Below are 25,858 nucleotides of genomic sequence, written 5' to 3' on the forward strand. Positions count from 1 at the left end.
GTCGCGGCTTGAATTCGAATCGAACTTCGGTTTCAGTTTATAGAAAGCCTCCAGGTTGACCCCGTTGTATTCGGTGGAAATCCCCATCCGGGACAGCAATCCGTTATTCAACGTTCTGGATTTGACCCTGGCGAATTCTTCACCATTAATAAACTTGATAAACTCCCATGCCGCATCCGCATTTGGCGAATTGGCCCGGATCGCGAAGATATCGCTAAAGTACAAAGACCGTGTCGTCTGAGGATCGGCAGGATCCACCGGCCCGGCAGCAACACCAAGCTGGAATGGCTTGTAATCTGTAATGACATCCTGAGCCTGCTTCATGTCTTGCAATAAGTAGGGGCTTTCCACAGACATAGCCACCCGTCCCATCAAGAAAGGCCGGCTCTTATAGTACTCTTCCATCGTCCCGCCTTGGAAGCCATTTTCGTCGGGAATATAAATCGCTTTGGAGTCAATCGCATCCATCGCCAGCTTATACGTTTGTTTCCAGGAATCCGTATTGATCGTTACCTTCATCGTGTCCGGATTCAAGAACTGCAACCCCTGGGCGGATGCAATGTACGAGGCCAGATTTTCCATCGACATCCCGTATTGCACTCCAAATCCATAGACGCGGGTATCCTTATCCCCTTCCGTTGGGAAGCGACGCGCCAAGTCGAGAATTTCCTGCCAGGTCATCCCGTCATGCGGAAGTTCGATACCATATTTCGCAAACAAATCGGCGTTATAAAAAATCGCGTTGCCGCTAAAGGTCGGAGCCAGCCCGTATAACTTGCCGCCGCCTTTCTCCTTCAGCAATTCGATGAGCGCCGGATAAATGCTCTCCGTATCATATTTATCCCGCGCGATGAACGTATCCAGTTCCATGAGCTTCCCATCATTCACGAATTTCTCGTAGTTGCTGGAGTCCAATAGGATGACGTCCGGCTGTTCTTTCTCGAGGAAATCAGAGAAGGCTTTCTCATAATCGATCTGCTCACCATTCGAGCTGTTGTAGATGCTGTTCATGTTGACCACTTCAATATTTACGTTCGGGTGCCCGATCGCGAATAAATCACCGTATTGCTGAAAAAAGTACTGTTCATCCCAAAACATGATTTTAAAGCTCGACGTTTGCTCCTTCTCCTGCGCAGGGCGGCTGGTACAACCTGCAAACAGCATGCAGGCCAGTACAATCAGCAGCCCCTTCATGAACTTGTCCCTCTTCATTACGACCTCCAAATGAATGTTTTTTAATGATGACTCTATGATAATAACGTATGTAAGTAGTGATAGTTTCATATTTTGGTAAAAAAAACCGATCCTCTTTGCAGCTACCTGCCTTGAGAATCGGTCTATAGATGAGCGAGATCAGATTAGCTCAGGTTACCCGGAACGGATTTGGATACCCGGCCGGTTTTGACGTGTGCGGGCTGTGCCGCGGAACGGATGACCTTCATGCCTATCACCTCCTTGCTAGGGTGTACAGGAACTAGGCGCCCCCCAACAACGTTAAGACAAAGCTTCGGAAGTAGGAGCCGTCGCTCCCCGCTGCGCTTGCAGCCAAATCGTGCGCAAGGTCTTTTTGATTTGACGTTTCTCATAAGAGCAAGGGCGATTCCCCGTCCGCATCCGGTACAGCGGGCAGTGGTTCCCTTGGCAGGCCGGCCGGAAGAAACAAGCCTGGCATTTCTCATCCGTCTCCTCGCCGGAAGTCGTCCACAGCGCCAGCTTGTCAACATCGAGATCCATCGTGCCGTCCTCATAAATCCGGCCTAAGCGGTTATTGTCCTGCTCCAGTGCAACCGAGCACTTATACAGCATACCGTCCGATCCAACAATCAAGGAGTTGGGCTTCGCCGCATAACAAACCGCTCCCGTTGGCAGCAAAATATCCGAGATAAACGAACTGACCGTAAGCCCTTCAGCGATCGCTTGCTCGTTGAAAGCCCAAATGCTGCGATCTTTCGTTCGCTCATCGCATACCGGCAGATTGAGATCGTTCTCCCCGCCCATACACCCAACGGGGCGAAAATAAACTTTAAACCGCGGATCATCCCCAAATAAATCGCGAAGCACCGGGATGAACCGGGAAACCTCCTCCAGATTGCTGTTATCGAAGTTCACGCGCAAATTGATTTCAAACGGCCGGTCTACCTCTTTTAATGACATTAAATTATTTACGATGGTTTGGTAGGTGTCCCCGCCTCCGTTCAGGCCGCGGCGGGCGTTGTGCGTTTCGCCTTCTCCATCCAGCGTCACCATAAATCGCTCCACGCGAAGATCCAGCATCTGCTTGAATCTGTCACGCGTCAAATAATATCCGTTTGTCGACATTTCCGCGCCGTATACCGCTCCGTTTGCCTCGCAGGCGGCCATGAACGAACGGGATAATCGTTCAATGACATGCGGGACCAACAGCGGTTCTCCGCCGTGCCAGCTGATCGTCAGCTGCTTCAGCGTGCGGGCGCGCTCAGCCATATAAGCCTCCAGCCCCCGGATCACCTCCTCGCGCATCGTCGCCCGAGGAAACGATTCATAACAATACGTGCAACGGAAATTGCACGCCTCCGTCACCAGTAATACCAGATGCATCGCATCCTGCGCATGCATGGATTGATGCAGGAACAAGGCACGCCGCAATTCGTCCGTATCGCCGGGGACAAGGAATCCCTGTTCAATCAGCGATTCGTACAGCGGAGGCGCAGGTTCAGGAACGGGCGCGGCCGGGGTCAGCCACTCCAGAACCTGATTCCGTTCGGCAGGCGAACAGGCGGCAATCGCCCCGGTGTAGCTGTTGTACAGCATCAGTCCGCCGTCATCGGTTTCGCTGTGCGCATTAAAGCGCGAAGGCTTCCACTGTAACGCATCGTGATTCATGTGTTCTCCATCCTTTTTATGATGATATTTAACTATCGAACCCTCCGGTCCACCGCCCTATGATGAAGAAAACGCCGCTGGTTTGCCATGATTCTCGTCACTTTTGTGATCGCTGGCCGCAAAAAAATCCCCGAACCCACCCGCGGATGTCCGCAGATGTGCTCAGGGATAGGAAAAGGAATTGGTGTAAGCTCTCTATGCGTTCTGATTTCTATTCGCTTTCGTTTAACAGCCGGATCAACTCGTTCTCGTCTTCGATGACCGGGATGCCCAGCTCCTGGGCTTTGGCCAGCTTGCTGCCGGCCTTCTCGCCGGCGATGACCAGATCGGTCTTCTTCGATACACTGCCGGTCACCTTGGCGCCCAGCGCCTCAAGCCGTTCGGTTGCTTCGTCCCGGCTCATCTGATGCAGCGTGCCCGTCAGCACGACCGTTTTGCCGGAGAAGAAGGAGCCCGTCACCGGTGCGGCCGACTTAACCGGAGCCTTCGGCGAAACGCCAAGGTCCAGCATTTTGCGGATGCCCGCCTGATAGAACGGATCGGCAAAGAAGTTCACAATGCTGTCGGCCACAATCCCGCCGATGTCCGGCAGAGCCGTCAGCTCTTCCGTAGTGGCGGACATTACCGCTTCCAGGCTGCCGAAATGATCGGCCAGCACCTTGGTCGTCGATTTACCGGTGTTCGGAATGCCCAACGCGAACAAGAAGGAAGCCAGATCGCGCCCTTTGCTCACCTCGATCGCCTGGAGGAGTTTGTTGGCTTTCTTTTCGCCAAAGCGCTCCAGCTTGATTAGGTCATCAAACGTCAACGTATACAGATCAGCCGGCTCCCGAAGGTTCAGCTCATCGTGCAGCTGCTCGGCGGTTTTCTCACTGAACGTCTCAATATCCATGGCGTCCCGGGAGGCAAAATGCGTAATCCGCGCCACAATTTGCGGTTTGCAGCCCAAGCGATTATTGCAGAACAAATGCGCGCCCCGCTGCTCCAGCGGCGTGCCGCAGGCCGGACAAACCTCAGGGTAGATGATCTCTCCGCCTTCCGGTTCGTCAGGCACTTTGCCGAGAATTTCCGGAATGACATCGTTGGACCGACGGATGAATACGCGGGTGCCCAAAGCGTACTTCAAGTTTTTGCGTTCGATATCGCCGATGTTGTTGAGCGTACAGTTTTGGACGGTGACGCCGGCCAGCTCCACCGGTTCGACTTTGGCCAGCGGCGTGATTTTCCCGGTTCGCCCGACGTTCCAAGAGACGGACTCCAATATCGTTGTCGTCTCTTCCGCTTCAAATTTGAAAGCCACCGCCCAGCGCGGGAACTTGTCCGTATATCCCAGCACTTCGCGTGTGCGCATATCGGTGATTTTGATGACGGCCCCGTCGATGAGGTAATCGAGGGTCGGACGCTTTTCCACGATTTCATGAAGCGCTCCGATCACCTTGTCAAAGCTGGCATGGTAGGTGACATAAGGGTTCACCTTGAAACGGTTGTCCTTGAGGAAGGCCATCATTTCCCGATGATCCTGAAATTTCAGGTTGTCCGAATACCCCACATTGTAGAAAAAAGCGTTGAGCTTGCGCTCCGCCGTTGTCCGCGGGTTCAAGTTGCGCAAAGCGCCGGCAGCGGCATTCCGGGCGTTCTTCAGCGGCTCAGCCGCCGTCTCGTTATATTTGGCCAGCACAGACAAATTCATGATGCCTTCGCCTTGCACCTCGATGGTGCCATCCCGGTAAGGAATGGTCAGCGGCACGGATTTGATCGTTTTGACCTGGGGTAAGATCCCCTCACCAACGACGCCGTTCCCCCGGGTGGCAGCCTGAACGAGCTGTCCATCGGTATAGGTGAGGTTGAGCGTCAACCCGTCAAATTTCAGCTCGACCACGTAGGTCGGATCTGGCAGCGGTGTAGTTGGGTTTTTGCTGTTGTAGTCGGCGATCAGCTTGAGAACCCGGTTGTTCCAGTTCAGCAACTGCTCTTCGTTTTGCGCTTTGTCCAAGCTCCACAGCGGAGCCAGATGGCGGTGTGGCTTGAAGCCCTCCAGCAGCTCGCCGCCCACGCGCCCCGTCGGCGAATCGGGCAGGGTGATCCCCGTCTCCGCCTCAAGCGCGGTCAGTTCATCATACAACTGGTCGTATTCCTTGTCGCTGATGATCGGCTCGTCCAAGGTGTAGTAATGATAGTTGTAGCGGTTCAGCTGCTCGACGAGCTGCTCCATCCTTTGCATCGCATCCATGCAGGGACAACCCTCCTTCATGCAGGTATGTTATGTATAGCAACGGAGGAACCCGATTGGGTTCACTCCGTAGGTTAAGCGATTGGGGCAAGTGCACTATGTGCCGCCCATGATCTTAAGGGTATTTTTTACCGCTATTTATCGGGAATACGCTAGTTTGCGGGGAATAAGGGGAAAATATGACGCTATCCCTAGCCAATCCAAGCAAATCTGGGCCATAGGAGCAAAATAAGAACATAAAATGGTCTTATTTCACGAGGAAGGCCCGATTCAATGATCATAAGGACATAAATTACCCTTATTTTCTACTGATGGAGCCCACCCCACCTCTATTCTCCTCAACCTTCCCCGGATTGAGGCAAATATACTCGGTTATCCGCCATCGGTCACTCGCCGTCGGTCACCTTCGTGATCGGAGCGAACCCGGCCAGCAGACGCTTAACCCCCACCGGTGCGGGGAAAGCGATCTGCAACTCCGTGTCGTTGCCGGTGCCTTTGATGGCAACGACCGTGCCCACGCCCCACTTGGCGTGGGCGACCTTGTCCCCGGCGCTGAAATCGCCGGGGGCGGTCTTGGCGGCGGCTCCTGACGCGCCGCCGCCGGTCACGGTCACGCCGCTCCGCATCGGAGCGGCGGTGCCGCGCCCGGCCGGTCCGCTAGGCGCAGCAGCGGACCGGCCCCATGGGCCGCCGGCCGCGTCCGTGACCGGGCGGCCGAAGTTGCCGCCGCCGGCGCTGCTGAAGCCGCGGCCGCTGTAGGCGCCGCCCACGCCGGCGCCCCGGCCGTAGCGGTCGCGCGGCACGCGACCGCCGTCCTCCTTGAGTTCCTCGGGGATTTCATCGAGGAACCGGGACGGCGGATTCGCCGTCGTGCGGCCGAACAGCGTGCGCATCTGCGCGCACGAGAGGTACAGCTTCTCCTCGGCCCGGGTGATGCCCACGTACGCCAAGCGGCGCTCTTCCTCCAGTTCCTCGTTATCGAGGAACGCCCGGCTATGCGGGAAGACGCCTTCCTCCATGCCGATGATGAACACGACGGGGAACTCCAGGCCCTTCGCACTGTGCATCGTCATCAGCACAACCGCGTCGTCGTTTGGTTTCTCCGCGTCACTGTTATCGTTCATGCTGTCGATATCGGCGATCAGCGCCAGATCCGTCAGGAAGGAAACCAGTGACTTGTCTTCATTATTGTTCTCGAATTCCATCGTAACGGAGAGAAACTCGTCGATGTTCTCCAGCCGCGAGCGTGCTTCGAGCGTATTTTCATTTTGCAGCTCCAGCCGGTATTGGGTGACTTCCAGCAGCTTTTCCGTCAACTCCGTAACAGACAAATACGGGACCATCTGATGCAACCCATGAATCATGTCAAAAAACTCAACCAACGCATTCCGCGTCCGCCCGGCAATCCCCAGATCGTCCACAACCTCAAGCACGCGGTAGATCGACGTCCCTCGCTGCGCTGCAGCATCTGCCAGCTTGGCCACGGTCGTATCGCCGATGCCCCGTTTGGGCACGTTGATGATCCGCGTCAAGCTGATATCATCATCCGGGTTGGACAGCACGCGCAGGTAGGCGAGCAAGTCCTTGATCTCTTTGCGGTCATAGAACTTGATACCGCCCACGATCTGGTACGGGATATCCGATTTGATCAGAATTTCCTCGATGACCCGGGACTGCGCGTTGGTCCGGTACAAAATCGCATGATCGCGGTAGTTACGCCCGCTTTTGACGCTATTATGAATTTCCGTTGTAACAAAATACCCCTCGTCATGCTCCGTTTCCGCACGGTACACCTTGATCTTGTCCCCGCCGGCCTTGTCCGTCCACAGCTTCTTCGGCTTGCGTCCGGTGTTATGTCCAATGACTTCGTTGGCCGCGTTCAGAATCGTCGACGTGGAACGGTAGTTCTGCTCCAGCAGAATCGTCTTGGCCTCAGGATAATCCTTCTCGAAATTCAGGATATTGCTGATATCCGCCCCGCGCCAACGATAGATCGACTGGTCGCTGTCGCCAACGACGCAGATGCGGTGATGCTTGTCCGCGAGCATCCGGCACAGCATATACTGTGCACGGTTCGTATCCTGGTATTCGTCCACGTGGATGTATTGGAATTTTTTCTGATAAAAATCAAGCACATCCGGCGCTGCTTTAAACAATTCGATGGTCTTCATAATCAGGTCGTCGAAGTCCAGGGAGTTGTTTTGGCGCAGCTGCTTCTGGTATTGGGCATAAATCTTCGCCACGATGCCTTCAAAATAATCGCCGATCTTCTGCTCATACTGCTGCGGCGTGATCAATTCGTTCTTCGCTGTGCTGATAGCCGCTTGAACCGCCTTCGGCTCAAATTTCTTCGTGTCGATGTTCTGTTCTTTCATGCAGTTGCGAATGACCGACAGCTGATCCGTGGAATCCAGGATGGAGAAGTTGGAGGTGAACCCGATCCGCTCAATATCCCGCCGCAAAATGCGTACGCACATCGAGTGAAACGTAGACACCCAAATGTCCCGTCCCTCCGGACCGCCTACTAATCGAGATACCCGATCCTGCATTTCACGGGCGGCTTTGTTCGTAAACGTAATCGCAAGAATCGCCCACGGCGGAGCTTTGCGCGTTGCGATCAGGTAGGCGATGCGGTGCGTTAGCACGCGCGTCTTGCCGCTGCCTGCGCCGGCCATAATCAGAAGCGGCCCTTCGGTCGCCTCAACGGCTTGTCTTTGCTGCGGATTCAGGCGGCTTACCGCCTCTTGTATGTTCACAGGTTGCATCAAACTTGCTCCTTCCATAGAAACATCTTCTTATCGTCATTGTGCACCTTTATTTCTTAGCGGTATCCTTCACCGCCGCTACCGTTTCCAGCGCCCGCTCCAGGTTATCGTACACCGCGTTGCCTACAACCACCGTATCGCTCACAGCAGCTGCGCAGCGCGCAATTTCGGCATCCACGATCCCGCCGCCATAAAATAGACGGGCTTGATCTAAGGTTCGCCGTACGTCCGCTACCAACTCAAAATCTCCGGTCTGCCCGCTGTATTCCAAATAGACAATCGGAAGCTGAAGCAAACGATCAGCCACTTGGGCATATGACCGGGCTGACGCCGGCTCCAACAGGGCTTGCGCCTCCGTTACCTTAGCGACCGTTGCCTCCGGATTGAGCACGAGATACCCCTCCGGCACGAGCAGTTCCCAAGGGATCAGGTATCCGTACTGCTCGATCGCCTTGGCATGCTGCCCGATGATCCAATCTTGATGTCCTGCGTTCAGTACGATCGGAATCATATAGAGATCAAATCCCGGCACCACCGCCTCAAGATCGGAGATCTCCAACACGCAAGGAACCTCAAAACGGCGTACGCGAGACAGCAGGTCCACCGTATTCTCATAGGTCACCCCGCTCGATCCGCCGATCATCACGGCGTCTGTCCCTGACAGACACACCGCTTCCAGTGACCGATCGTCCAGCTGACGGTCGGGATCCAGCTTAAACACATGCCGCCAGCCAGATATCATCTGCTTCAATTTCCATTCCTCCAACGACAAATTCAGCAGAAGGACCGCGAAAAACGGGGCATTTCGCTCCGCCCCGCTCTCTCATCCATCTGATATATGACTACTGTTCATGACTAGATTTCCAGTTCTGTTTCTAGTCTATGTTACCGGGGGTACCCTGTCAATGTTCGCGTCAGATGCGAACACAAAAACGCCGCAGTTCTTGCGGCTCTATGATGTTCCTTATAACCTTTTTGGCGCCTCTTTGCGCGATTATCCCTTTCGTTCAGACGGGTGAGATCTAGCTGGCGTGATCATAGAGGAGATCTTGTAGATGAGGCTGACTGGAGAGCGGATCACTTCCTCACTCCCTGATGCAAAGGGATAATCTTGAGAAGAGAGCGGACAACCTACAACCTATGAGTCCCCCTTCAAGATGCGGTTTTTACCAGGCAAACCCGTCTAACAAGGACAGCATTCCCGTGTTTTTCGCCAAATCCGCCTCCGTCAAAAAGTCGGTGTAGAAGCCGTAAGCCCCCATCCTTTTGAACTTGGCGATGGTCTTCAGGTCGTTGATCGTATGGATGTAAGAGGGCACGCCAATCCGGTTGAGCTCCTGGATCAACTGCGCGTTCGCCCGCGTATCCGACATGGTGACGGCTGCGAGATGCTTGTCCGCTGCAAAAGCCACCACTTCATCGTCTGTATCATGTGTTTGGTATAACGTAAAAATCACCGAGTCAAACGGATAGATCGATTGGACAGGCTCCAACATCTCCCGGTTGTAAATTTGCGGCACCACGCGCTTCAGGAGCTCTGGGTCCTTCGCCTTGGCCTCATCGACAATCTGGGTGAAGATCTGCTGGATTTCGTCCGGGCTAGACTGCTTTGTGTCGGTGACGATATACACATCCGGGTACTGCTCCATCAACTCCAGCACATCGTCCCAATCCAACGGCTCGTACACACCTTGAATTTTCGCCGCCTTAAACTCGGCGTAGCTCAGAACCGCACCTTGTCGATCCGCTGCCAACTCGTCCTCCTGCCCTAATTGCCGGGTGAAGCTCTCTCCCCACTCATGACGCGCCACGAGTCTGCCTTCACTGCTGAGCAGCAAATCGACTTCAAACACGCGGAAGCCTTGATCATAGTTTACGAGAAAGGCGTCATAAGTGTTCGTATACGTCAGACCTTCGATCCCGCCCATAGCGTGCGCGACCATACGATGGGCTCGAAAGCCATCTTCCTCCGACTTTGGCGTCTCCGGCAGCCAGCTTAGCGCCAGCAGCACGATGCCCAAGATCAGCAGGAGGTTGTAGAAAAGTTTATTTTTCATGAGTATATGATCCTATTCTACTTGGAGGTGTTCGACCTAAAAAATGTCGTTTATTGTCAATGGTCATTATAGCATATCTCACAACGTCATAGAGTTCCGGTAGATTCAGGAATACGGTTGACGAATGCGCACATTTTCTTTATGGTCTTTCTATGCCAAACCCCTATGGAGGACATTATGGAGAGAAAGACAAAACTGGAAGAGATTGAAGCGCTTCGCGGGATCGCCTTCTTAGCGGTCGTGCTGCAGCACGCCATTGCCGGCTTGTTTGTTCAACCCGACATGTCGCCGTTATCCGTCAGCTTGGGGACAACCTTTCTGGGATTGATTCGGTTCGCTGTACCGCTCTTTGTGTTTATCACCGGCGTGGTGTTGTTTTATAATTACGACCGATCCTTTCAATATGGACGTTTCTTAAAAAGAAGAGGGCAGCAGGTCGTCCTTCCCTATCTGTTTTGGACGGTCTTCTACTATATATGGGTGAGTCTTCGCAGCGGAGATGCCGTTTTCAGCCATTGGAAGGACCTTCTTCATGTGCTGGAGCTGGCTCTGACGGGAAAAGCCTCGTATCACTTGTGGTTTATGGTCATGATTATCCCGTTTTATCTGCTGTTTCCCGTGTTCCGCCTGTTTCTGTCCGGTAAGCGGCCGGCTCCGATGAACCTGGCTGTAACTTTAGCGTTCCTGGCAGCCAACTTGTTCTTGCTGGAGGCGCTGGCGAAGGGCGTTTTTCAATCGGATCAACCTATCTTGAACACCCTCTATCGCTTCTTGGACCGAAACTTTCTGTTCTGGACGTTTTATTTCGTACTAGGCGGATGGGTCGGCTTGTACTATGAACGTTGGAAAAAAGCCGTACGCTCCCTCTGGGGCATCAGCCTTGCGCTTACTGTACTTTTCTTGATCTATATAGGAACCAAAATAGCCGCCATCAACCAAGGCGCGGCAGCTGGCGACTACCTGGCTAGTGCCAACGTTACAGGGCCGCTTAAGCCGCTGATGCTGTTGGCCACGCTCGCGATGCTTCCGTTTCTTTTTTATGCGGTACAGCGTCTACTTACCCGGCCCACCAAGGCGGGGCTAACGTTAAGCCTCATCGGTAACTACTCCTTTGGCGCCTATCTGGTGCATGCCTTTATTCTGCGATATACGAACCTGCTGGCCTTAAATTATCTCGGCAGCCTAGGCGTATACGCCCAAACCCTTATTTCATTTATCCTGTGCGCCAGCGTCAGCGTAGGATTGTGCATCGGTTACCGAAAAATGAGAGATCGTTGGCGGAAGGTGCAAGTTGGTGCGGATCGAGGGATGGCAGGGTGAGGAGTTGGAAATAAAAACGGCCTCTTCGAAATGAAGAGACCGTTTTTACTGCCAGGGATAGCCCCGTCAGTACGCGTTCTTATTGACGAAACCATTTACGACGGTTTTTAGTACGATTTTGATATCCAATAAGATTGACCAGTTCTCAATATAGAAAATATCGTATTTAATCCGCTCCTCGATCGATGTGTCCCCGCGAAGCCCATGGGTTTGCGCCCAACCGGTGATGCCCGGCCGGACATGGTGCTTCACCATGTATTTCGGGATTTCCTCCTTAAACTGATCCACATAATAAGGCCGTTCCGGACGCGGGCCCACCACACTCATATGCCCGGCCAGTACATTAAAAAACTGCGGCAGCTCGTCAAGGCTCGTCTTCCGAATAAACGCCCCGAACTTGGTGCGACGCGGATCGTTTTGGGTCGTCCATCCCGTGTCCTCAACCCCTTCGGGCAATACCCGCATGGAACGGAACTTGTACATTTGGAATGTCCGCCGATTCAGCCCTACCCGCTCCTGCTTAAAGATGATCGGGCCTTTGGACGTCAGTTTGACGCCAATCGCAACAATCAACATAATTGGTGAGGTGATGATGATCGCCAGCAGCGAAAAGACGATATCAAATATCCGCTTGGCGACCCGGTTCCCGGCCAAATCCAGCGGAATATCTCTAACGTTAATCATCGGCATTCCCGCAAAGTTATCAAAGTAGGGCCGGGCCGGCAAATAATCAAAGAAGTCCGGGATAATTAACGTTCTTACGCCGGCTTTTTCACATACGGCTATAATTCGAGCATATCGGTGATGCGCCTCCAGCGGGAGCGCCAGAACCACTTCGTCAATCAACTTCTGTTCCAGAATACGCTCCAACTCATCGATCCTTCCGAGGATCGGTTTATAGCGAGCTGCCTCGCCTCTCTCCCAAACTTTCTGATCATCTAGAAATCCGACGATCTCATAGCCAAGTTCAGGATATTGCCGCAAATTATCATGGAAGCGTTGGCCCAATGATCCGGCTCCAAGAATCAAGACAAACTGTTTATTGTAGCCCTTCTTCCGCAGCTGCTTTAGGGCATTTTTCAAGAAATACCGATAGAACATGATCAGGAGCAAATTGAACGTCATGTATATCGCCAAATAGTGACGGGAGATGTCCACTTGCCGGAAGAAGAACATCAAGCTCAGCAGAAGGAACAAGCTAGCAACATGAACCTGCAAGATCTTCCAGGCTTCATCGGCGAAGCGCTTTTTGCGTTTCGGGGTGTACAAAGAAATTAAGATCCCCACAATCACCGCAATCGCACCATAGACGACGCTCCAGAAAGCGTAAATTTCCACGGGAAGCGGCTGCTCGTACTGAATCCAACCGCTTTCGAACTTCACCCACCAAGCAAGCAGAAAGGAAATTTGGATGAAAACAAAATCCGTCAGAATATATAATTGAGTTAAGAACCGTTGGTTCTTACGGATCATGATCTCACCTCCACTTTGACTTCCGCCGACTCCGGCTGGTTTGCGCCCGATGGAGTTCTCGTGCCTACCGGGAGTAATTTGTTTTTTGCTAGAGATAAGAGGAACTTTAGTGAAATACCACAGTACACGGCTGCATTCGTTACCCAAGAGTAGTTGCGAAGATAATGCTTCCTATGAAAAACCCACATCGCGCGGTGAAATTCATAGATGATCTTGAAAGGCTTACGCCGGCTGCTAGCTCCCTTATAGTGAACAATGTATGTAGCAGGATGATAATGTATCCCCCAACCCGCTTGCTTGATGCGATAGCACCAATCCACATCTTCTCCGTACATAAAAAAGGTTTCGTCCAAACCGCCAACCTGACGAATCGTCTCCTGTCTCACCAGCATAAAGGCGCCAACAAGGCAGTCGACCGAATACGTCTCGTTCGGATCCATATACCCGAGCTGATACTGGTTAAACCGCGGATTGTCCGAGAAGAGCTTCGAGAATCCGAAAGCATAGTAAAAAGACGCGGAGGGCGTAGGAAAGCCCCTTCTGCACGCTTTATCCAGCGAACCGTCCGGCAGGATGACTTTGCACCCTGATGCCCCGAGCTCTGGGTGTTCATCCATATAGGAAACCATAATCTGAAACGTATCGGGCTGCACTACGGTGTCTGAATTCAAGAGGAGAACATAGCGTCCCTGCGCGATCGCCATCCCTTGATTGTTCGCTTTGGCAAATCCCGTGTTCTCCTGATTCGCGATCAGCACCACTTCCGGATACTCGGCTCGAATTGCCTCCACGGAACCATCCCTCGAAGCATTGTCCACCACAATGACTTCATACGAATAGACCGTCTCGGAGTCGTATACCGACCGCAGACAGTCCAACGTCAGCTGGCGCGTATTATAATTGACGATCAATATACTTAAATCCATGATTTGTGCGCTCCGAATCTACAAATAAAGTAATCTATCGACATTATAGCACATCATGGCGTTTATTTTGATTTTCTGCGCTGTATCTCCCGTCGTTTCTCCCTCAATTCTGGCAATTTATCAAAAAAGTCCTTCCAGGCCCCAAGGACCTTAGGTTCTCTTAATAGCATATACCCATTACTCGCCAGTTCGTAGGCAAGTAGCTTCGGCAGATGTTGAATCCAACGATATCCCGATAGATTCTTATAAATCATTTTATATCGGTTGATGTAAGAATATTGGCGAATGAACAAAGGCTGCGTATGACGGCTCCCCTTCTTCCAACCTCTCTCATGGGTCGCTACGGCCTCCGCGCAATAATAGGCTTTCCAGCCAAGCAAATTTGCCCGCCAAGCTACATCAACATCCTCTTTGTAAGCAAAAAAATCCGCATCAAAAAACTCGCCATCAATCGATAGCTCATCGATCATCGCGCGTCTGTACATGGCCGCAGCACCGGATACGCCAAATACTTCACCGGATTCTCTCCATTGACTTGCCGATCCCCCCGCCCCACGGTCAAATGCACGCCATATCCCGTTCATTACTATACCGGTACTGTCCACGACATCCGGGGACGACTTTAGGATAAGCAACCCCGTGGCACTGCCCACCTCTGGACGTTGCTCCATGATCCCCACAAGACGCTCGACATATTCGGTTCCAAGCTGTACGTCCGGATTCAACACCAACACATAATCACTTTGCGTCATGCAGATCCCCTGATTGTGGGCTGGAGCGAATCCGGTGTTTGTTGGATTTACAACCAAGTGTATGTTGCTCGCATGGGTCTGCTCTATATAGGCTCGTACCCGCTCCACCGTCCCGTCTTTGGACGCATTATCGATAACGATAATTTCCTTAATCGGATAGGATTGCTGCCGAACGCCCTCCAGGCACTCCGCGATATCATTGGCGCTATTGTAGGTGACGATCTGAATGGTGACAGATGGATTCATGGGGTGAGGTTCCTTTGCTATGGGTTTGATGTATGTATTATATCAAACCGTCTATGTATCGTGGTAATACGGAGGTTAAAACAAAAGCTAACCAGAATTTATGTATCCTGGTTAGCTTTTAGTTCAATCAAAAAAGCTCTAAGTGCATCTCTCCATGGCCGCAAATCCTGAAATCCATTTGTGCGAATGGACAAGTGATCGATCACCGAGTTTCGAGGGCGCGGAGCTGGGCGCGGAAAGTCTTTGGTTGTGCACGGCACCACTCGTACCGCAAAAGCTTGCCCAAGTACATCAGAAGCTTCTTCAAAGATAGCCTGCGCAAACTCAAACCATGTACACTCCCCTGTATTTGAAGCGTGATAGATGCCATATTTCTCGGTTTGAATCAATTCCAACAGAAATGTTGCTAAATCAATCGTGTAGGTAGGCGACCCCTTTTGATCGTTTACAACGTTAAGTATCGGCTTTTCCTGCCCCAGTTTCAGCATCGTCTTCACAAAATTTTGCCCATGTAAACCGTATACCCAGGATGTCCGAACAATAAAAAATGCGGAAGATAGGCTTTGAACCAATGTTTCTCCAGCTCGTTTTGACTTCCCATAGACACTCTGGGGATTTGTATTATCGTACTCTTGGTAAGGCGAAACAGTGGTTCCATCGAAAACATAATCCGTACTAATGTAGCAAAACTTCGCCTTCACTCGCTCAGCCGCCAACACCATGTTGCGCGTTCCTACGGCATTCACGGCATACGCCGCATCGACATCGGTTTCCGCCTGATCGACCGCTGTGTAAGCTGCACAGTGGATGATCGCATCGGGCTTAAACTGTTGCACACGTTCCAGACACATCGCATCATCTGTTATATCCAACGAGTCCCGATCGCATGGCAACACAAGATGCCCTGCATTCTCAAAAAGATGCACGACATCATGGCCCAGCTGACCTTTTGCTCCGGTTACAAGCACTCTCATGATGGATCACCCAAACGATTACCATACTGTTTGGCATAGTACTCTTGGTAGACCCCTGTTTGAATTCGGGTCCACCATTCCTTGTTGTCCAGATACCAACGAATGGTTTCCTTTATTCCGGTTTCAAACGAGTGCTTTGGCTTCCAACCCAGTTCCTTCATGATTTTGGTTGGATCGATACCATAGCGGCGATCATGTCCAGGACGATCCTGCACATGCTTGATCAACGATTCCGGCTTGCCGAGCTGCTCCAAAATCGTACGCACAATATGCAAATTGGTTCGCTCATTATTTCCGCCTATATTATAAATTTCACCGTCACGTCCGTGATGAATTACTAGATCGATCGCACTGCAGTGATCCTCAACGTAGAGCCAGTCACGAATATTTAATCCGTCGCCATAAACGGGCAGCGGCTCATCAGATAATGCTTTAGAGATCATCAATGGAATCAGCTTTTCGGGGAATTGATACGGCCCGTAGTTATTGGAACAACGTGTGATGTTCACCGGAAGCCCAAAGGTTTCATGATATGCACGTACCAATAAATCTCCACCCGCTTTGCTGGCGGAATAAGGACTATTGGGTGCCAGCGGAGTCTCCTCCGTAAACAGCCCGGTTTCCCCCAGCGAACCATAGACCTCATCGGTAGATACTTGAACATATTTCCCTACCCCATGCTTTTGGGCAGCATCCAACAACACCTGAGTCCCCAACACATTGGTCTTCACAAAAATATCCGGTTCCAATATACTGCGATCTACATGCGATTCCGCCGCAAAGTTAACAATGACATCAACGCCTTGACCAATTAAAGCATCCATGGCCTTAGCTTCCGTAATGTCCGCTTTAATAAACGTATGATTGGGATTGCCTTCCACCGACTTCAAGTTTTCCAGGTTTCCGGCGTAAGTAAGTGCATCCACATTGAGAATCTGATAGTTCGGATGCTGCTTCAGCATGTATAGCACAAAGTTGCTGCCGATGAAGCCGGCACCGCCTGTAACGAGAAGTTTCATCTGAAGGAATCCTCCTAATCGAAATTCATTTCAGCCTCCGCAAATGTTGGATGCCTCCGGTCTTTGTCCGAAAGCAACGGTTCACTGACCGGCCAATTAATCTTTAAAGCTGGATCATTCCATAGTATGCCGCGATCATGTTCCGGAGAATAATATTCGTCTACTTTATAGAAAACTTGGGTGTTCGGTTCAAGGGTGCAAAACCCATGAGCAAAGCCTTTAGGCACTAAGAGCTGACGCTTGTTTGCTTCACTTAAAGTAACCCCAATCCACTGACCAAAAGTTGGTGAGGACCTGCGGATATCTAATACCACATCATAGATGGCACCTGTCAGGACGCGGACCAGTTTGGCTTGCGCCTTCGGATTCAGTTGATAATGTAATCCCCTCAGGACACCTACTTCTGAAGACAAGGATTGATTATCTTGGACAAAATGATAGTTAATCCCCAGTTGCTTCAATACAGCTTTATTATAACTCTCCATAAAAAAACCCCGGTGATCTCCATGTACCACCGGTTCAAGCAAGAAAACCCCTTCCAATTTTAATGGGGTTAATTTCATAACCAAGCTCCCTCCCGTCAAAGCTTGAGTTGCCCAAATTCCTCACCATATACTAAATCCTTAGCCAATTCATTAGCTCTAGCCAATGACGAATGCGTCCCTGCATCCGTCCACCAGCCTTGCAACACATCAAAGGTGAGTTCCCCTCGTTTAATATATGCGTTATTGACATCCGTGATCTCCAATTCGCCCCGTGCAGACGGCTTTAGGCTGCGAATGATTTCAAAAACTTTATGATCATACATATATATTCCGGTCACTGCGTAACTGGATTTGGGTATCCGAGGCTTTTCTTCGATGGAGATGATACGATTCCCTTCAAGTTCAGGAACGCCAAACCGGCTAGGATCTGGAACCTTCTGAATCAATATTTTAGCTCCAGTCTGCTGATTTTTAAAGTGTTCAACATATGGTGTGATTTCATCAGCAAACACATTGTCACCGAGTATAACGACCATTTGATCGTTTCCTACAAACTGTTCAGCCAAGCCAAGAGCTTGCGCAATTCCCCCGGCTTCATCCTGCACTTTATAAGTAAAGGAAACCCCCATCTCACTCCCGCTGCCGAGTAAACTCACAACGTCACCCATGTGTTCCTTCCCGGTAATGAGGAGGATGTCGGTAAGTCCTGCTTGTTTGAGTTTATACACAGCGTGAAAAACCATAGGATATTTCCCTACGGGCAGCAGATGTTTGTTAGTGACTTTGGTTAAGGGATAAAGACGGGAGCCGGTGCCACCGGCTAGGATGATAGCTTTCAAATTCACTCCACCTTTAATCTTTTTCGCCTCTTAGTGCTAATACTTGTAAATAGTACCCATTCGTTTATTTAATAAATCATTTCTGTCATAATATATCGACTCAATTCATAATTGTTGCTTCGACGCGGACGCCAAATTATTACTAGAATCAATCAGCGGAAGCAATTTGTGCAAGGGAACATATCCTAAATTAAGTGACCTACACGATAATAGCTTTTTTATTAGATTATAATCAATTCCATGTCGTTCAAATCCTTTGAGAAAATAATCCCAAAAGCCACAGGTGTGAATATAATGTCTCTCAATAAGAAATAGTTCTATATATTTTTCTGGTTTTTTTTTGAAGAGTAATGGATCGTGAACAAAAAAGTGTACCCGATTTTGATTAGAATTAATTATTTCAATTGGATGAATTACCTTGACTTTATCTGAAAACATAACATTTCCCAAATCCTGCAATCTCCAACCCAGATCTGTGTCCTCACGAAAATGAGGATTATTAAATCTCTCATCAAAGCCATTTATTCTTATGAAATGATCTCGAAAAACAAAAAGGTTAGCAGTCATAAATGCTAAACCCTCTCTACCAATATTAGAAACAATCCTATAATTTTTTCGGTTATTTTTATATTTACCAGGAGATATTCTCCCTTCCAATCCAACTATATCCTTATCTTGAAAACAAATATAGGCCTCTTCCAACCATCTTCTACTAGGTATACAATCATCATCAATAAAAGCTAAAATTTTTCCAACCGCTTGCTTAGCACCATAATTTCGTGCCAAAGCAGCTCCTCGAAATGAAACATGATGGTAATTGAGATTTAGCTTATTCTTATATTCAGTTACATTAGTTGGTATTTCCGATTGATCAATTACGACAACTTCAAAATTCCTAAAACTATTTAAGCAAAGACAATCCAATAAATTCCTAAGGTGAGCAGGACGTCCGTACGTTGGTACTATAACTGAAAATGTAATTTCATGGCTTGACATACCTTCTTGGAAATCTCCTTCCAATTATAATTCAACATCACCATCTTCCGTGCGTTCTCCCCGATTCTTTGTCGACGTTCAATATCCGGTAGCAATAGTTTTAGTTTATCTTCGAATTCTTCGAGGCTCGATATTACCATAACTTCATTACCTTCGAAGATCCCCTCTACCGCTACATCAACACCCCGAGCACCTATTGGGGTAGTAATCACTGGAAGACTCGCTGCCATGTACGTGAAAATCTTGACATTGCTACCTGAACCTGACTCCATTGGATTTAGTCCTGCATCAGCCATTTGAAGAAGTTCGTCTAATTTCTTCTGACTTAATAACCCTACTAAATGCACATTATCACATTTTTCTTCGGGCAATATAGCGTTATTGATATCGCCTGTAATAATAAAATCTATTTCTTGACAATTATTAGCTATTTTATTTATAAATTGAAGAGCCTTTATATTCGGTTCAAAGTTACTTCCCGAAAAGACAACAGTATGTGGTCTTTTTAATTTCCACTTCTTTTTGAACTTTCTCTTTAAAGCAGTACTGCAATTTGAATTAGGTATTTTAACCCCATTCGGTGCGAGTATTATTTTGCTTTGATTTGCACCGTATAACATATTAAATTGTTCAAAGTCTCTTTGTGAACAAGCTAAAATTAAATCTGCATTGCTAACTAAGTCAATTTCTAATTGAATTATTTCTTGAAGTAACTCTAATCCTTTTTCCCTATATTGAATTTTCAGGAGCGTTTCTTTGCGAAGATAGGATTCAACATTTTGAGCATCATATACTACATATTGCTTATCCCTATCGATAAATCTTTTTAGTAAAGGGTAACTCCAAGGATGAGAAAAAACAATAATATCTGCCTCTTTTAAATACTCTATTGATGTAGCAGTATATTCTTTTGAAAAATGTGCGAATCTATGGAAAGCAACATCAAATAACGTTAACCCTGGAAAATACGCATTCAATAGTGATAAATGATAAAAGTGTTCTTCGCTACATGGCACTAATATTTCCGTTGCATTCTTACTCAGGAGTTTTTTGGTTTTCTTCCGATGTGTTTTATCATCAAATGTACCAACGTAGTTCATCTCAAAGCCATCTGGTATGTTCCCCCAAATACCTGCAAGTCTTAACCTTCCACCAGAGATTGCAGGTATTATCGGTTGTATATCTGATACAAATATTCTAATAGGCCGGTTAAGTTTACTTATCATTATCAGAAGCCTTCTTATCAATTTTGTTTGCTAGTTGTTGGATTAGAGTAAATTGAACAAAAATTAAATTGATGAGTACTCCATGAAATTGATTGTGGTAACGTATATAAGGATTTGCACCAATTCTCCAAATATAACGAATTGACTTGAGTATTTTTGATTTTATTGTATTTTTCTTCGGGGCTTCCCAGTCAGTAGAATAATCTCTAAGCAAATATAAACTTTCATAAAGCCGAGTATATAAATCTTGCAGATTTTCTTCAGAGTGTTGATGCTCTTTTTGATGCATAGAAATTAGTTCCTCAAGTATATCAAGTTGCTTTTTGAGGGATGTCTCACTTTGATTCTTCATGTTTCTGCCTCCAAACTTTTATAATTTCAGCTATGGAGTTCAGACTTTCATCATTTTCAAGAACTTCAACCCTCATTTTGTGAATGTATCGTCCATATCGTCTCAATATATCTTCTATACTAAACCCACAGTTAAGATCATAAAGTTCAAGTAAAGTGAAGTCAAAATCAATATGTTTCATTTGCGGAAATTGTCGAAGTGAAGATATATATATTACTTTGTTATTATTATTTATGAGTTGCTTAACCTTCTCCCATGCTAATTTACTAAATTGTAATTGATTCTTCGACAAGATTATTGTTACACTATCTACTTTTCTTATGTTGAATTCTATTTCAGCTCTTTTCTCTCTACCGAATAAATAGCCTGAAAACATATGTTCAGTAATAGGGACAACCTCAGGAGAATAAATCCCATTTCTCATTTTAGCTTGGCGCAAGTAAAAAACAGCATCTCCCATATGACTTTCACCATATCCTACACCATATGAGTAAAACTTTTTGAGACAATCCTCCCAAGTCCTTGGAATATCCCAATAAACATACGCTGCCTTATTAAAAACCCAATGGGTACTGATATTTCTATAGTAAAGATCAAAGAGAGCGTCTTCTCCAGTAAATTTTAAAAACTCTGGGAACCCCCCCATTGATAAAAAGATAGATCTTCGTACTGCCATTGTTTTTGCAGCTGGCAAGTATTCATTCCATCCCTCAAACCCATCCCAACCATATATAAAGTGTTCCGCATAGTCATCATGTAGAGCATAAAATAATGCTCCAACAAGCTCTGCATCTGGAAACTCAACCATTGCGCCCACCATATTTTTACAGTAGTTTTTATCAAGCACATTCCCTGCATCAGCCATGACAATAATTTCGTTTTTGGCTTCATTAATTGCTATATTACGCTGTTGTGAGATACTTGTACTTTGTATTTTAATTACTCGAATTTTCGCTTTACTTGTTTTAGCAAATTCACGTATTATGGAAGGTGTACCATCAATAGACCCTCCATCTACAATTATTACTTCGGATGGTAACAATGTTTGATTTTCAATACTGTTTAGAAATAAAAGAATGTCCTGGGCTTCATTTTTTACTGGAGTAATCAAAGTAAATGGTTGGGACGGAGCTATCGCGTAATCTTTATCAATAACTGTTACTTTGATGTCTTTTAAATATTGTAAACCATCATAAGGATTGTAGTAATTATCCTCAATTGCTACCTTAATTGGGGTCTCCTCTTTAATAAAACGATATAGCATCCGCTTAACTATGCTTTTCATTTTACTTCTAGTAAACATTCAAGTCATCCTTTATTGTTTTTTATATGTCCATGGATGATATCAATACTATCATTCATTAATCTGTTCCTGTTCCTCTTCCTGTTCGTTATTTTTTTCAGCTAAAGCTAATTTGTTTTTTAAATAAATAACATTTTCGCTGAGTTCCTGAATCCGAGCATCCTTTTCTATCTGAAGACTCTGTAATGAAACTATAGTTTCACTGAGTTCTCTTATACGATTATCTTTTTCTGTTTGGGACTCAAGAACTGAGTTGAGCTTTTTACTCAACTCCATAATCCGCGTATCTTTATTAAGGTTTTGGCCATCTAATTTGACTACTTGTTCGCTAAGTTCTCCAACGCGTACCTTATATTCATTTAATAACGACAAAATTTCTTGTTTTTGCAACTCATAAGTTTCTTCTAGATTTTCTAACAATTTTGTCTTAAGAACGACTGTCTTATCTAGTTGATGTAGATACGACTGCTTTTTGCGGTTTATTATTAAAGCAGTTTTATCAACATTATCATTTAATAAATTAAGAATAAAAGAACAGTAGTTTTCCAATGCATCCTTCTCTTTTATTGGAAAAATTTCTTTTTTAAGTTGTAACACTTTTTCGTAATACTCATTATAATTTGCACGGATTGATTCAATTTTGTCTAAATTTTCGTCTTGATAAATAGCAGTTACTTTCCCTTCGGAAACTAATAATTCTTCTAATGATATTTGTTCCTCTTGGTATACCTGCTGATTCTTTTTTATTATTGCTACAGGAACCCCGTACTGCACAGAATCAAAAATCGCCCCAGATGTATCCGAAATTACCAAATCTGTTGATTCATATAGAGTACTTAATAAATGTTCATGAGTAAAGATATCCTCATCCTTGAAGATCTCCTTTATCTTAGTAACTCGCTCTGGTTCGTAATATAAAGTCATATGATGTAGTTTTATACGTACGTAATATTTTTGCGATAATGTCTTAATAAAATCAAACCAATCATCTATAGAACTCAATTCTCCATATGTAGGCATATAGAGTATCGAAAATTTCTCCGATTGTGATTTTCTATCCACTTCTTTAATAAATTTAGGGTTTCCTAGCAACTTTGCCTGAGTATAATTACGCAGAGCCTTATAATCGTACGGAGATTGACATAAAATATAATCAAAATTCATACTCCATACATCAAAATTATACGAAGCTTTTCCAATACCATATTGATAACGGACAACATAATCGCAATCTACCGAAAAGAAAAAAGGTAAAAATGGATAAAAAGCAATTTTATAATGGGTGTTTAAATTATCAACACCTAATCTGACATTAGGAAATTCCCTTTTTATAATTCTTGCAGTGTCTTCAAACATCCGTTGTGCGTTATTATCATTATTTGATGTTGGTACTATAATATCAAACTCTATCTCTCTCTTACTTAATTCAATAAGAACGTTCCTTAACGATTCATATGTCACTAAGTTATGAAATACAAATACGAGTTGTTTTTGTGTAATCAATTGGGGAGGATCTACTAGTTGTTCTCCAACTTTCGGAGTAAACACATGAACTAAATCTTTACCTGTTGCTAAATCGGATGTCTTCTCAAGTTCAAAACGTAATTCTGGAAGTTCAGCTGCAGCTCCCCATGCAAACCAGCTTCCTTTAAGTGATTGTTTTACTTTAAACCCACATTGAACAAATAACTTTTCCCACATGGTCTTACTAAGTACTGAATAATGATCAGGATAACTATCTGCCCACTCATTATTTTCTGGGACAGCAATGACAACCTGCCCTCCCAAACTGAGTACCCTATTTAGTTCCTTTATTGCTATATACGGAGCAATACAGTGTTCCAATACATGTCTAGCGTAGACCACGTCAAAAAAATTATCTTCAAAAGGAAGATGATGTGCATCACCAAAAACTATTTTTAATTGGTCATCACTGTTAGTTTCCGCTTCTTCCTTATTGGCTGTAAGACCATATACTTTTGCATTTGGTAACAACTCTTGAAGCATTCGCGAAGTCTGACCGTCACCACAACCTAAGTCCAACACCTTAGTAGCAAGAGGACTTATCATGTTCATTAACTGCATCTGAGCGACCTTATTAAACGAATTTGCAGCATACCTCTGTTGACTCTCCATATTTACCCCTCCCTTTTACTTACAAAGTTACTCGTTTATAAGCTCTTCGCTTCATAAACAAGGCATGTTCTAAACTATGATTATTTTTAATATACTCTAGTGCGTTCATTCCTAGTGTTTCTACTAAACTATTATCTTCAGCAAGTTTATTCAGATAATTAGCAAACTCTATACGGTCATCCGTAATAAGGATATCTTTTCCATGCTCAACACTTAACCCCTTTGCTCCTCTAGAAGTCGAGACAACAGCAAGACCTTGGCTCATCGATTCTAGGATTTTAATTCTAACACCACTACCTGACAATATTGGAGATATAAGCACACTAGACATTTGTAAGTATGGTGCGATGTCATCCACACGACCTAATACCTCAAATTTCTCAGGTTCATGAAGGCTCAATAACTCTGCGAATGGGGCAGCCCCTATAATATGAAATACTAAATTGTCATTATCTTTTACTAAAGGATAAACCTCCGAAATAAACCAGCGCATTCCCTCTTCATTTGGATACCAACCAAACCCTCCTAACCATAAAACATGAGTTTTTGCATCCATTCGTTTCTTTTTATGATATTGAGTGGTATCAAATGCAATGGGGATCAATTCACAATATGTCTCTATATTATTAACTCTATTCATGTCATCCCTTGACAAGAAAATTTTTGTTTCAATTTTATATTTATTTTCAATTTCAATTTGATAAGTATTTCTCCTGCTAATATTTGCTATTTTTCTCCAAAACACACGTTTAATTCTAGAATTAGTATCCGGTTCCCAGAATGGAAACAAGTCACCTTCTATATTTTGATTCACAAGTATCATTGGAACTTTGGGAATAAAATTCTTTAAATAAGCACAATGAAGATTATGTGCCTCAATTAAATCTAGTCCATTAGTATGAGATAATCTTTTTACAGCTTTAACCATTTCGGAGCTATAAAAACTTATATCCATTAAAGGTAGACCATATAAAATATGTTTCAGGAGAAACTTAATTTTCTCTGTTTTTTTTAATTCATGGAGCATTTTGGGTTTATTAATTAAAGTAACAGATTTGAATATTTTGTCATATTCCTCCTTATTATTCTCATACGTTTTATCTCCCTCTTCTATAAACGTAAACAAATGATAGTCATACTCATTAGCTAAGGGGATAATTGTATTCGCAATTGCAAGTTTTCCACCAGAATCTGCTGGAATAAAAGGAGATAACGTAATTAAGGCTATGCTTTTCTTTTTCTGAGTGTGCAACTTATTCATACTCCTATAGTAATTACTATCATCTGCAATATCAGTATCGAGTAATGGTTTAAATGTATTAGTATAAGTCAATTGTTTGTTTCTATCGGAGATATATTTAGCTGGAACTCCACCTACTACCGTATATGGGGGAACATCGCGGGTTACGACAGCGCCTGCTGCTACTACTGCACCTTCACCAATCGTAACACCTGGTAAAACAATCGCTTTAGCCCCTATCCAGACATAATCCTGTATGTTAACCGCACCTGCTGAACAGCAAAATTCAGGATCGTTATAATCATGTTGTAAAGTTATAATACTAACTCCAAATGAGATATTTACGTTGTTCCCAACAGTTAAACCTGCTCGTCCATCAAGATAGCAATTCCGATTTATTATTGTGTTATTTCCAATCCTTAAAGAAACACCGGTATGATACCCTGTTACCTCTTGTCCCTTTCCTAGATAGGCGCTCCTACTTATCTTGGCCCTGAGAAAGAATTTTAAATAATGAACACGCACCCAATGATTAGGAAAATAGGTCAGGAAATTATTGAAGAACCAATATAAAAATGCTACTAACCAATAATATATCGTGTGTTTTTGTAGTACTCTTCTCATCTTTCTTAACAAGTCCTTCACTAACTCACCTCA

General features: G+C 46.1%; 20 protein-coding genes (1 of these 20 only partly in view). 1 reads left to right on the top strand and 19 read right to left on the bottom strand.

All coding sequences use genetic code 11. The annotated features are described in order from the left end of the window. The 6 genes from U9M73_RS15030 to U9M73_RS15055 all read right to left on the bottom strand — a co-directional run. Window positions 1–1,212 carry the 5' portion of an ABC transporter substrate-binding protein gene (locus U9M73_RS15030; RefSeq protein WP_323077872.1) on the bottom strand. 249 nt of this gene lie to the left of the window's left edge, so the window shows 1,212 of its 1,461 coding nt (coding positions 1–1,212); it begins with the start codon at window positions 1,210–1,212; the stop codon falls past the left edge of the window. A gap of 282 nt (window positions 1,213–1,494) precedes the next feature. Then, a complete protein-coding gene (locus U9M73_RS15035) occupies window positions 1,495–2,862 on the bottom strand; it encodes a radical SAM/SPASM domain-containing protein (protein WP_323077873.1) in 1,368 nt (455 codons plus the stop codon). A 211-nt stretch (window positions 2,863–3,073) separates the two neighbouring features. After that, window positions 3,074–5,092 carry an NAD-dependent DNA ligase LigA gene (gene ligA, locus U9M73_RS15040; RefSeq protein ID WP_323077874.1) on the bottom strand — a complete coding sequence of 673 codons (2,019 nt, stop codon included), beginning with the start codon at window positions 5,090–5,092 and terminating at the stop codon, window positions 3,074–3,076. A 386-nt stretch (window positions 5,093–5,478) separates the two neighbouring features. Then, window positions 5,479–7,857 carry a DNA helicase PcrA gene (gene pcrA / locus U9M73_RS15045; protein ID WP_323077875.1) on the bottom strand — a complete coding sequence of 793 codons (2,379 nt, stop codon included), beginning with the start codon at window positions 7,855–7,857 and terminating at the stop codon, window positions 5,479–5,481. A gap of 49 nt (window positions 7,858–7,906) precedes the next feature. Next, entirely contained in the window at window positions 7,907–8,608 is a 702-nt protein-coding gene (pcrB, locus tag U9M73_RS15050) for a heptaprenylglyceryl phosphate synthase (protein ID WP_323077876.1), read from the bottom strand. A gap of 415 nt (window positions 8,609–9,023) precedes the next feature. Continuing rightward, a complete protein-coding gene (locus tag U9M73_RS15055) occupies window positions 9,024–9,914 on the bottom strand; it encodes a phosphatidylinositol-specific phospholipase C/glycerophosphodiester phosphodiesterase family protein (protein WP_009225429.1) in 891 nt (296 codons plus the stop codon). 177 nt (window positions 9,915–10,091) lie between these two features. Here U9M73_RS15055 and U9M73_RS15060 point away from each other — a divergent pair, with 177 nt between their 5' ends. Further along, the gene (locus U9M73_RS15060) at window positions 10,092–11,234 is read left to right on the top strand and encodes an acyltransferase (RefSeq protein ID WP_323077878.1); all 1,143 of its coding nucleotides are present in this window, start codon (window positions 10,092–10,094) and stop codon (window positions 11,232–11,234) included. 66 nt (window positions 11,235–11,300) lie between these two features. On the opposite strand, the gene U9M73_RS15065 is transcribed toward U9M73_RS15060, so the two are convergent. The 13 genes from U9M73_RS15065 to U9M73_RS15125 form a co-directional block, all read right to left on the bottom strand. Beyond that, a complete protein-coding gene (locus U9M73_RS15065) occupies window positions 11,301–12,707 on the bottom strand; it encodes an undecaprenyl-phosphate glucose phosphotransferase (RefSeq protein ID WP_323077879.1) in 1,407 nt (468 codons plus the stop codon). Then, a complete protein-coding gene (locus tag U9M73_RS15070; RefSeq protein ID WP_323077880.1) occupies window positions 12,704–13,633 on the bottom strand; it encodes a glycosyltransferase family 2 protein in 930 nt (309 codons plus the stop codon). Before U9M73_RS15070 ends, U9M73_RS15065 begins: the two co-directional genes overlap by 4 nt. Before the next feature lie 62 nt (window positions 13,634–13,695). Further along, window positions 13,696–14,631, bottom strand: coding sequence for a glycosyltransferase family 2 protein (locus U9M73_RS15075; protein WP_323077881.1), 936 nt, complete (start codon window positions 14,629–14,631; stop codon window positions 13,696–13,698). A 98-nt stretch (window positions 14,632–14,729) separates the two neighbouring features. Beyond that, the gene (gene rfbD / locus U9M73_RS15080; RefSeq protein WP_323077882.1) at window positions 14,730–15,605 is read right to left on the bottom strand and encodes a dTDP-4-dehydrorhamnose reductase; all 876 of its coding nucleotides are present in this window, start codon (window positions 15,603–15,605) and stop codon (window positions 14,730–14,732) included. Further along, window positions 15,602–16,624, bottom strand: coding sequence for a dTDP-glucose 4,6-dehydratase (gene rfbB / locus U9M73_RS15085; RefSeq protein ID WP_323077883.1), 1,023 nt, complete (start codon window positions 16,622–16,624; stop codon window positions 15,602–15,604). The genes rfbD and rfbB overlap by 4 nt, the downstream gene beginning before the upstream one ends. Window positions 16,625–16,638: 14 nt before the next feature. Beyond that, window positions 16,639–17,187, bottom strand: a complete 549-nt coding sequence (gene rfbC / locus U9M73_RS15090; protein WP_323077884.1) for a dTDP-4-dehydrorhamnose 3,5-epimerase — start codon at window positions 17,185–17,187, stop codon at window positions 16,639–16,641. Window positions 17,188–17,204: 17 nt separating this feature from the next. Beyond that, on the bottom strand, window positions 17,205–17,948 hold the full coding sequence (locus tag U9M73_RS15095) for a sugar phosphate nucleotidyltransferase (protein WP_323077885.1): 744 nt from the start codon (window positions 17,946–17,948) through the stop codon (window positions 17,205–17,207). A 105-nt stretch (window positions 17,949–18,053) separates the two neighbouring features. Then, a complete protein-coding gene (locus tag U9M73_RS15100) occupies window positions 18,054–18,944 on the bottom strand; it encodes a glycosyltransferase family 2 protein (protein ID WP_323077886.1) in 891 nt (296 codons plus the stop codon). Next, window positions 18,911–20,170 carry a glycosyltransferase family 4 protein gene (locus U9M73_RS15105; protein ID WP_323077887.1) on the bottom strand — a complete coding sequence of 420 codons (1,260 nt, stop codon included), beginning with the start codon at window positions 20,168–20,170 and terminating at the stop codon, window positions 18,911–18,913. Before U9M73_RS15105 ends, U9M73_RS15100 begins: the two co-directional genes overlap by 34 nt. Continuing rightward, window positions 20,160–20,522 carry a hypothetical protein gene (locus U9M73_RS15110; RefSeq protein WP_323077888.1) on the bottom strand — a complete coding sequence of 121 codons (363 nt, stop codon included), beginning with the start codon at window positions 20,520–20,522 and terminating at the stop codon, window positions 20,160–20,162. The genes U9M73_RS15105 and U9M73_RS15110 overlap by 11 nt, the downstream gene beginning before the upstream one ends. Further along, window positions 20,506–21,825 (bottom strand): glycosyltransferase, encoded by a 1,320-nt coding sequence (locus U9M73_RS15115; RefSeq protein ID WP_323077890.1) that lies wholly within the window; start codon window positions 21,823–21,825, stop codon window positions 20,506–20,508. Before U9M73_RS15115 ends, U9M73_RS15110 begins: the two co-directional genes overlap by 17 nt. 51 nt (window positions 21,826–21,876) lie before the next feature. Next, window positions 21,877–23,961, bottom strand: a complete 2,085-nt coding sequence (locus U9M73_RS15120) for a methyltransferase domain-containing protein (protein ID WP_323077891.1) — start codon at window positions 23,959–23,961, stop codon at window positions 21,877–21,879. A gap of 19 nt (window positions 23,962–23,980) precedes the next feature. Next, window positions 23,981–25,846: a glycosyltransferase gene (locus U9M73_RS15125; RefSeq protein WP_323077892.1), complete on the bottom strand. Its 1,866-nt coding sequence runs from the start codon at window positions 25,844–25,846 to the stop codon at window positions 23,981–23,983. Between the last annotated feature and the right edge of the window lie 12 nt (window positions 25,847–25,858).

It is taken from the genome of Paenibacillus phoenicis (assembly GCF_034718895.1).
GTDB lineage: Bacteria > Bacillota > Bacilli > Paenibacillales > Paenibacillaceae > Fontibacillus > Fontibacillus phoenicis.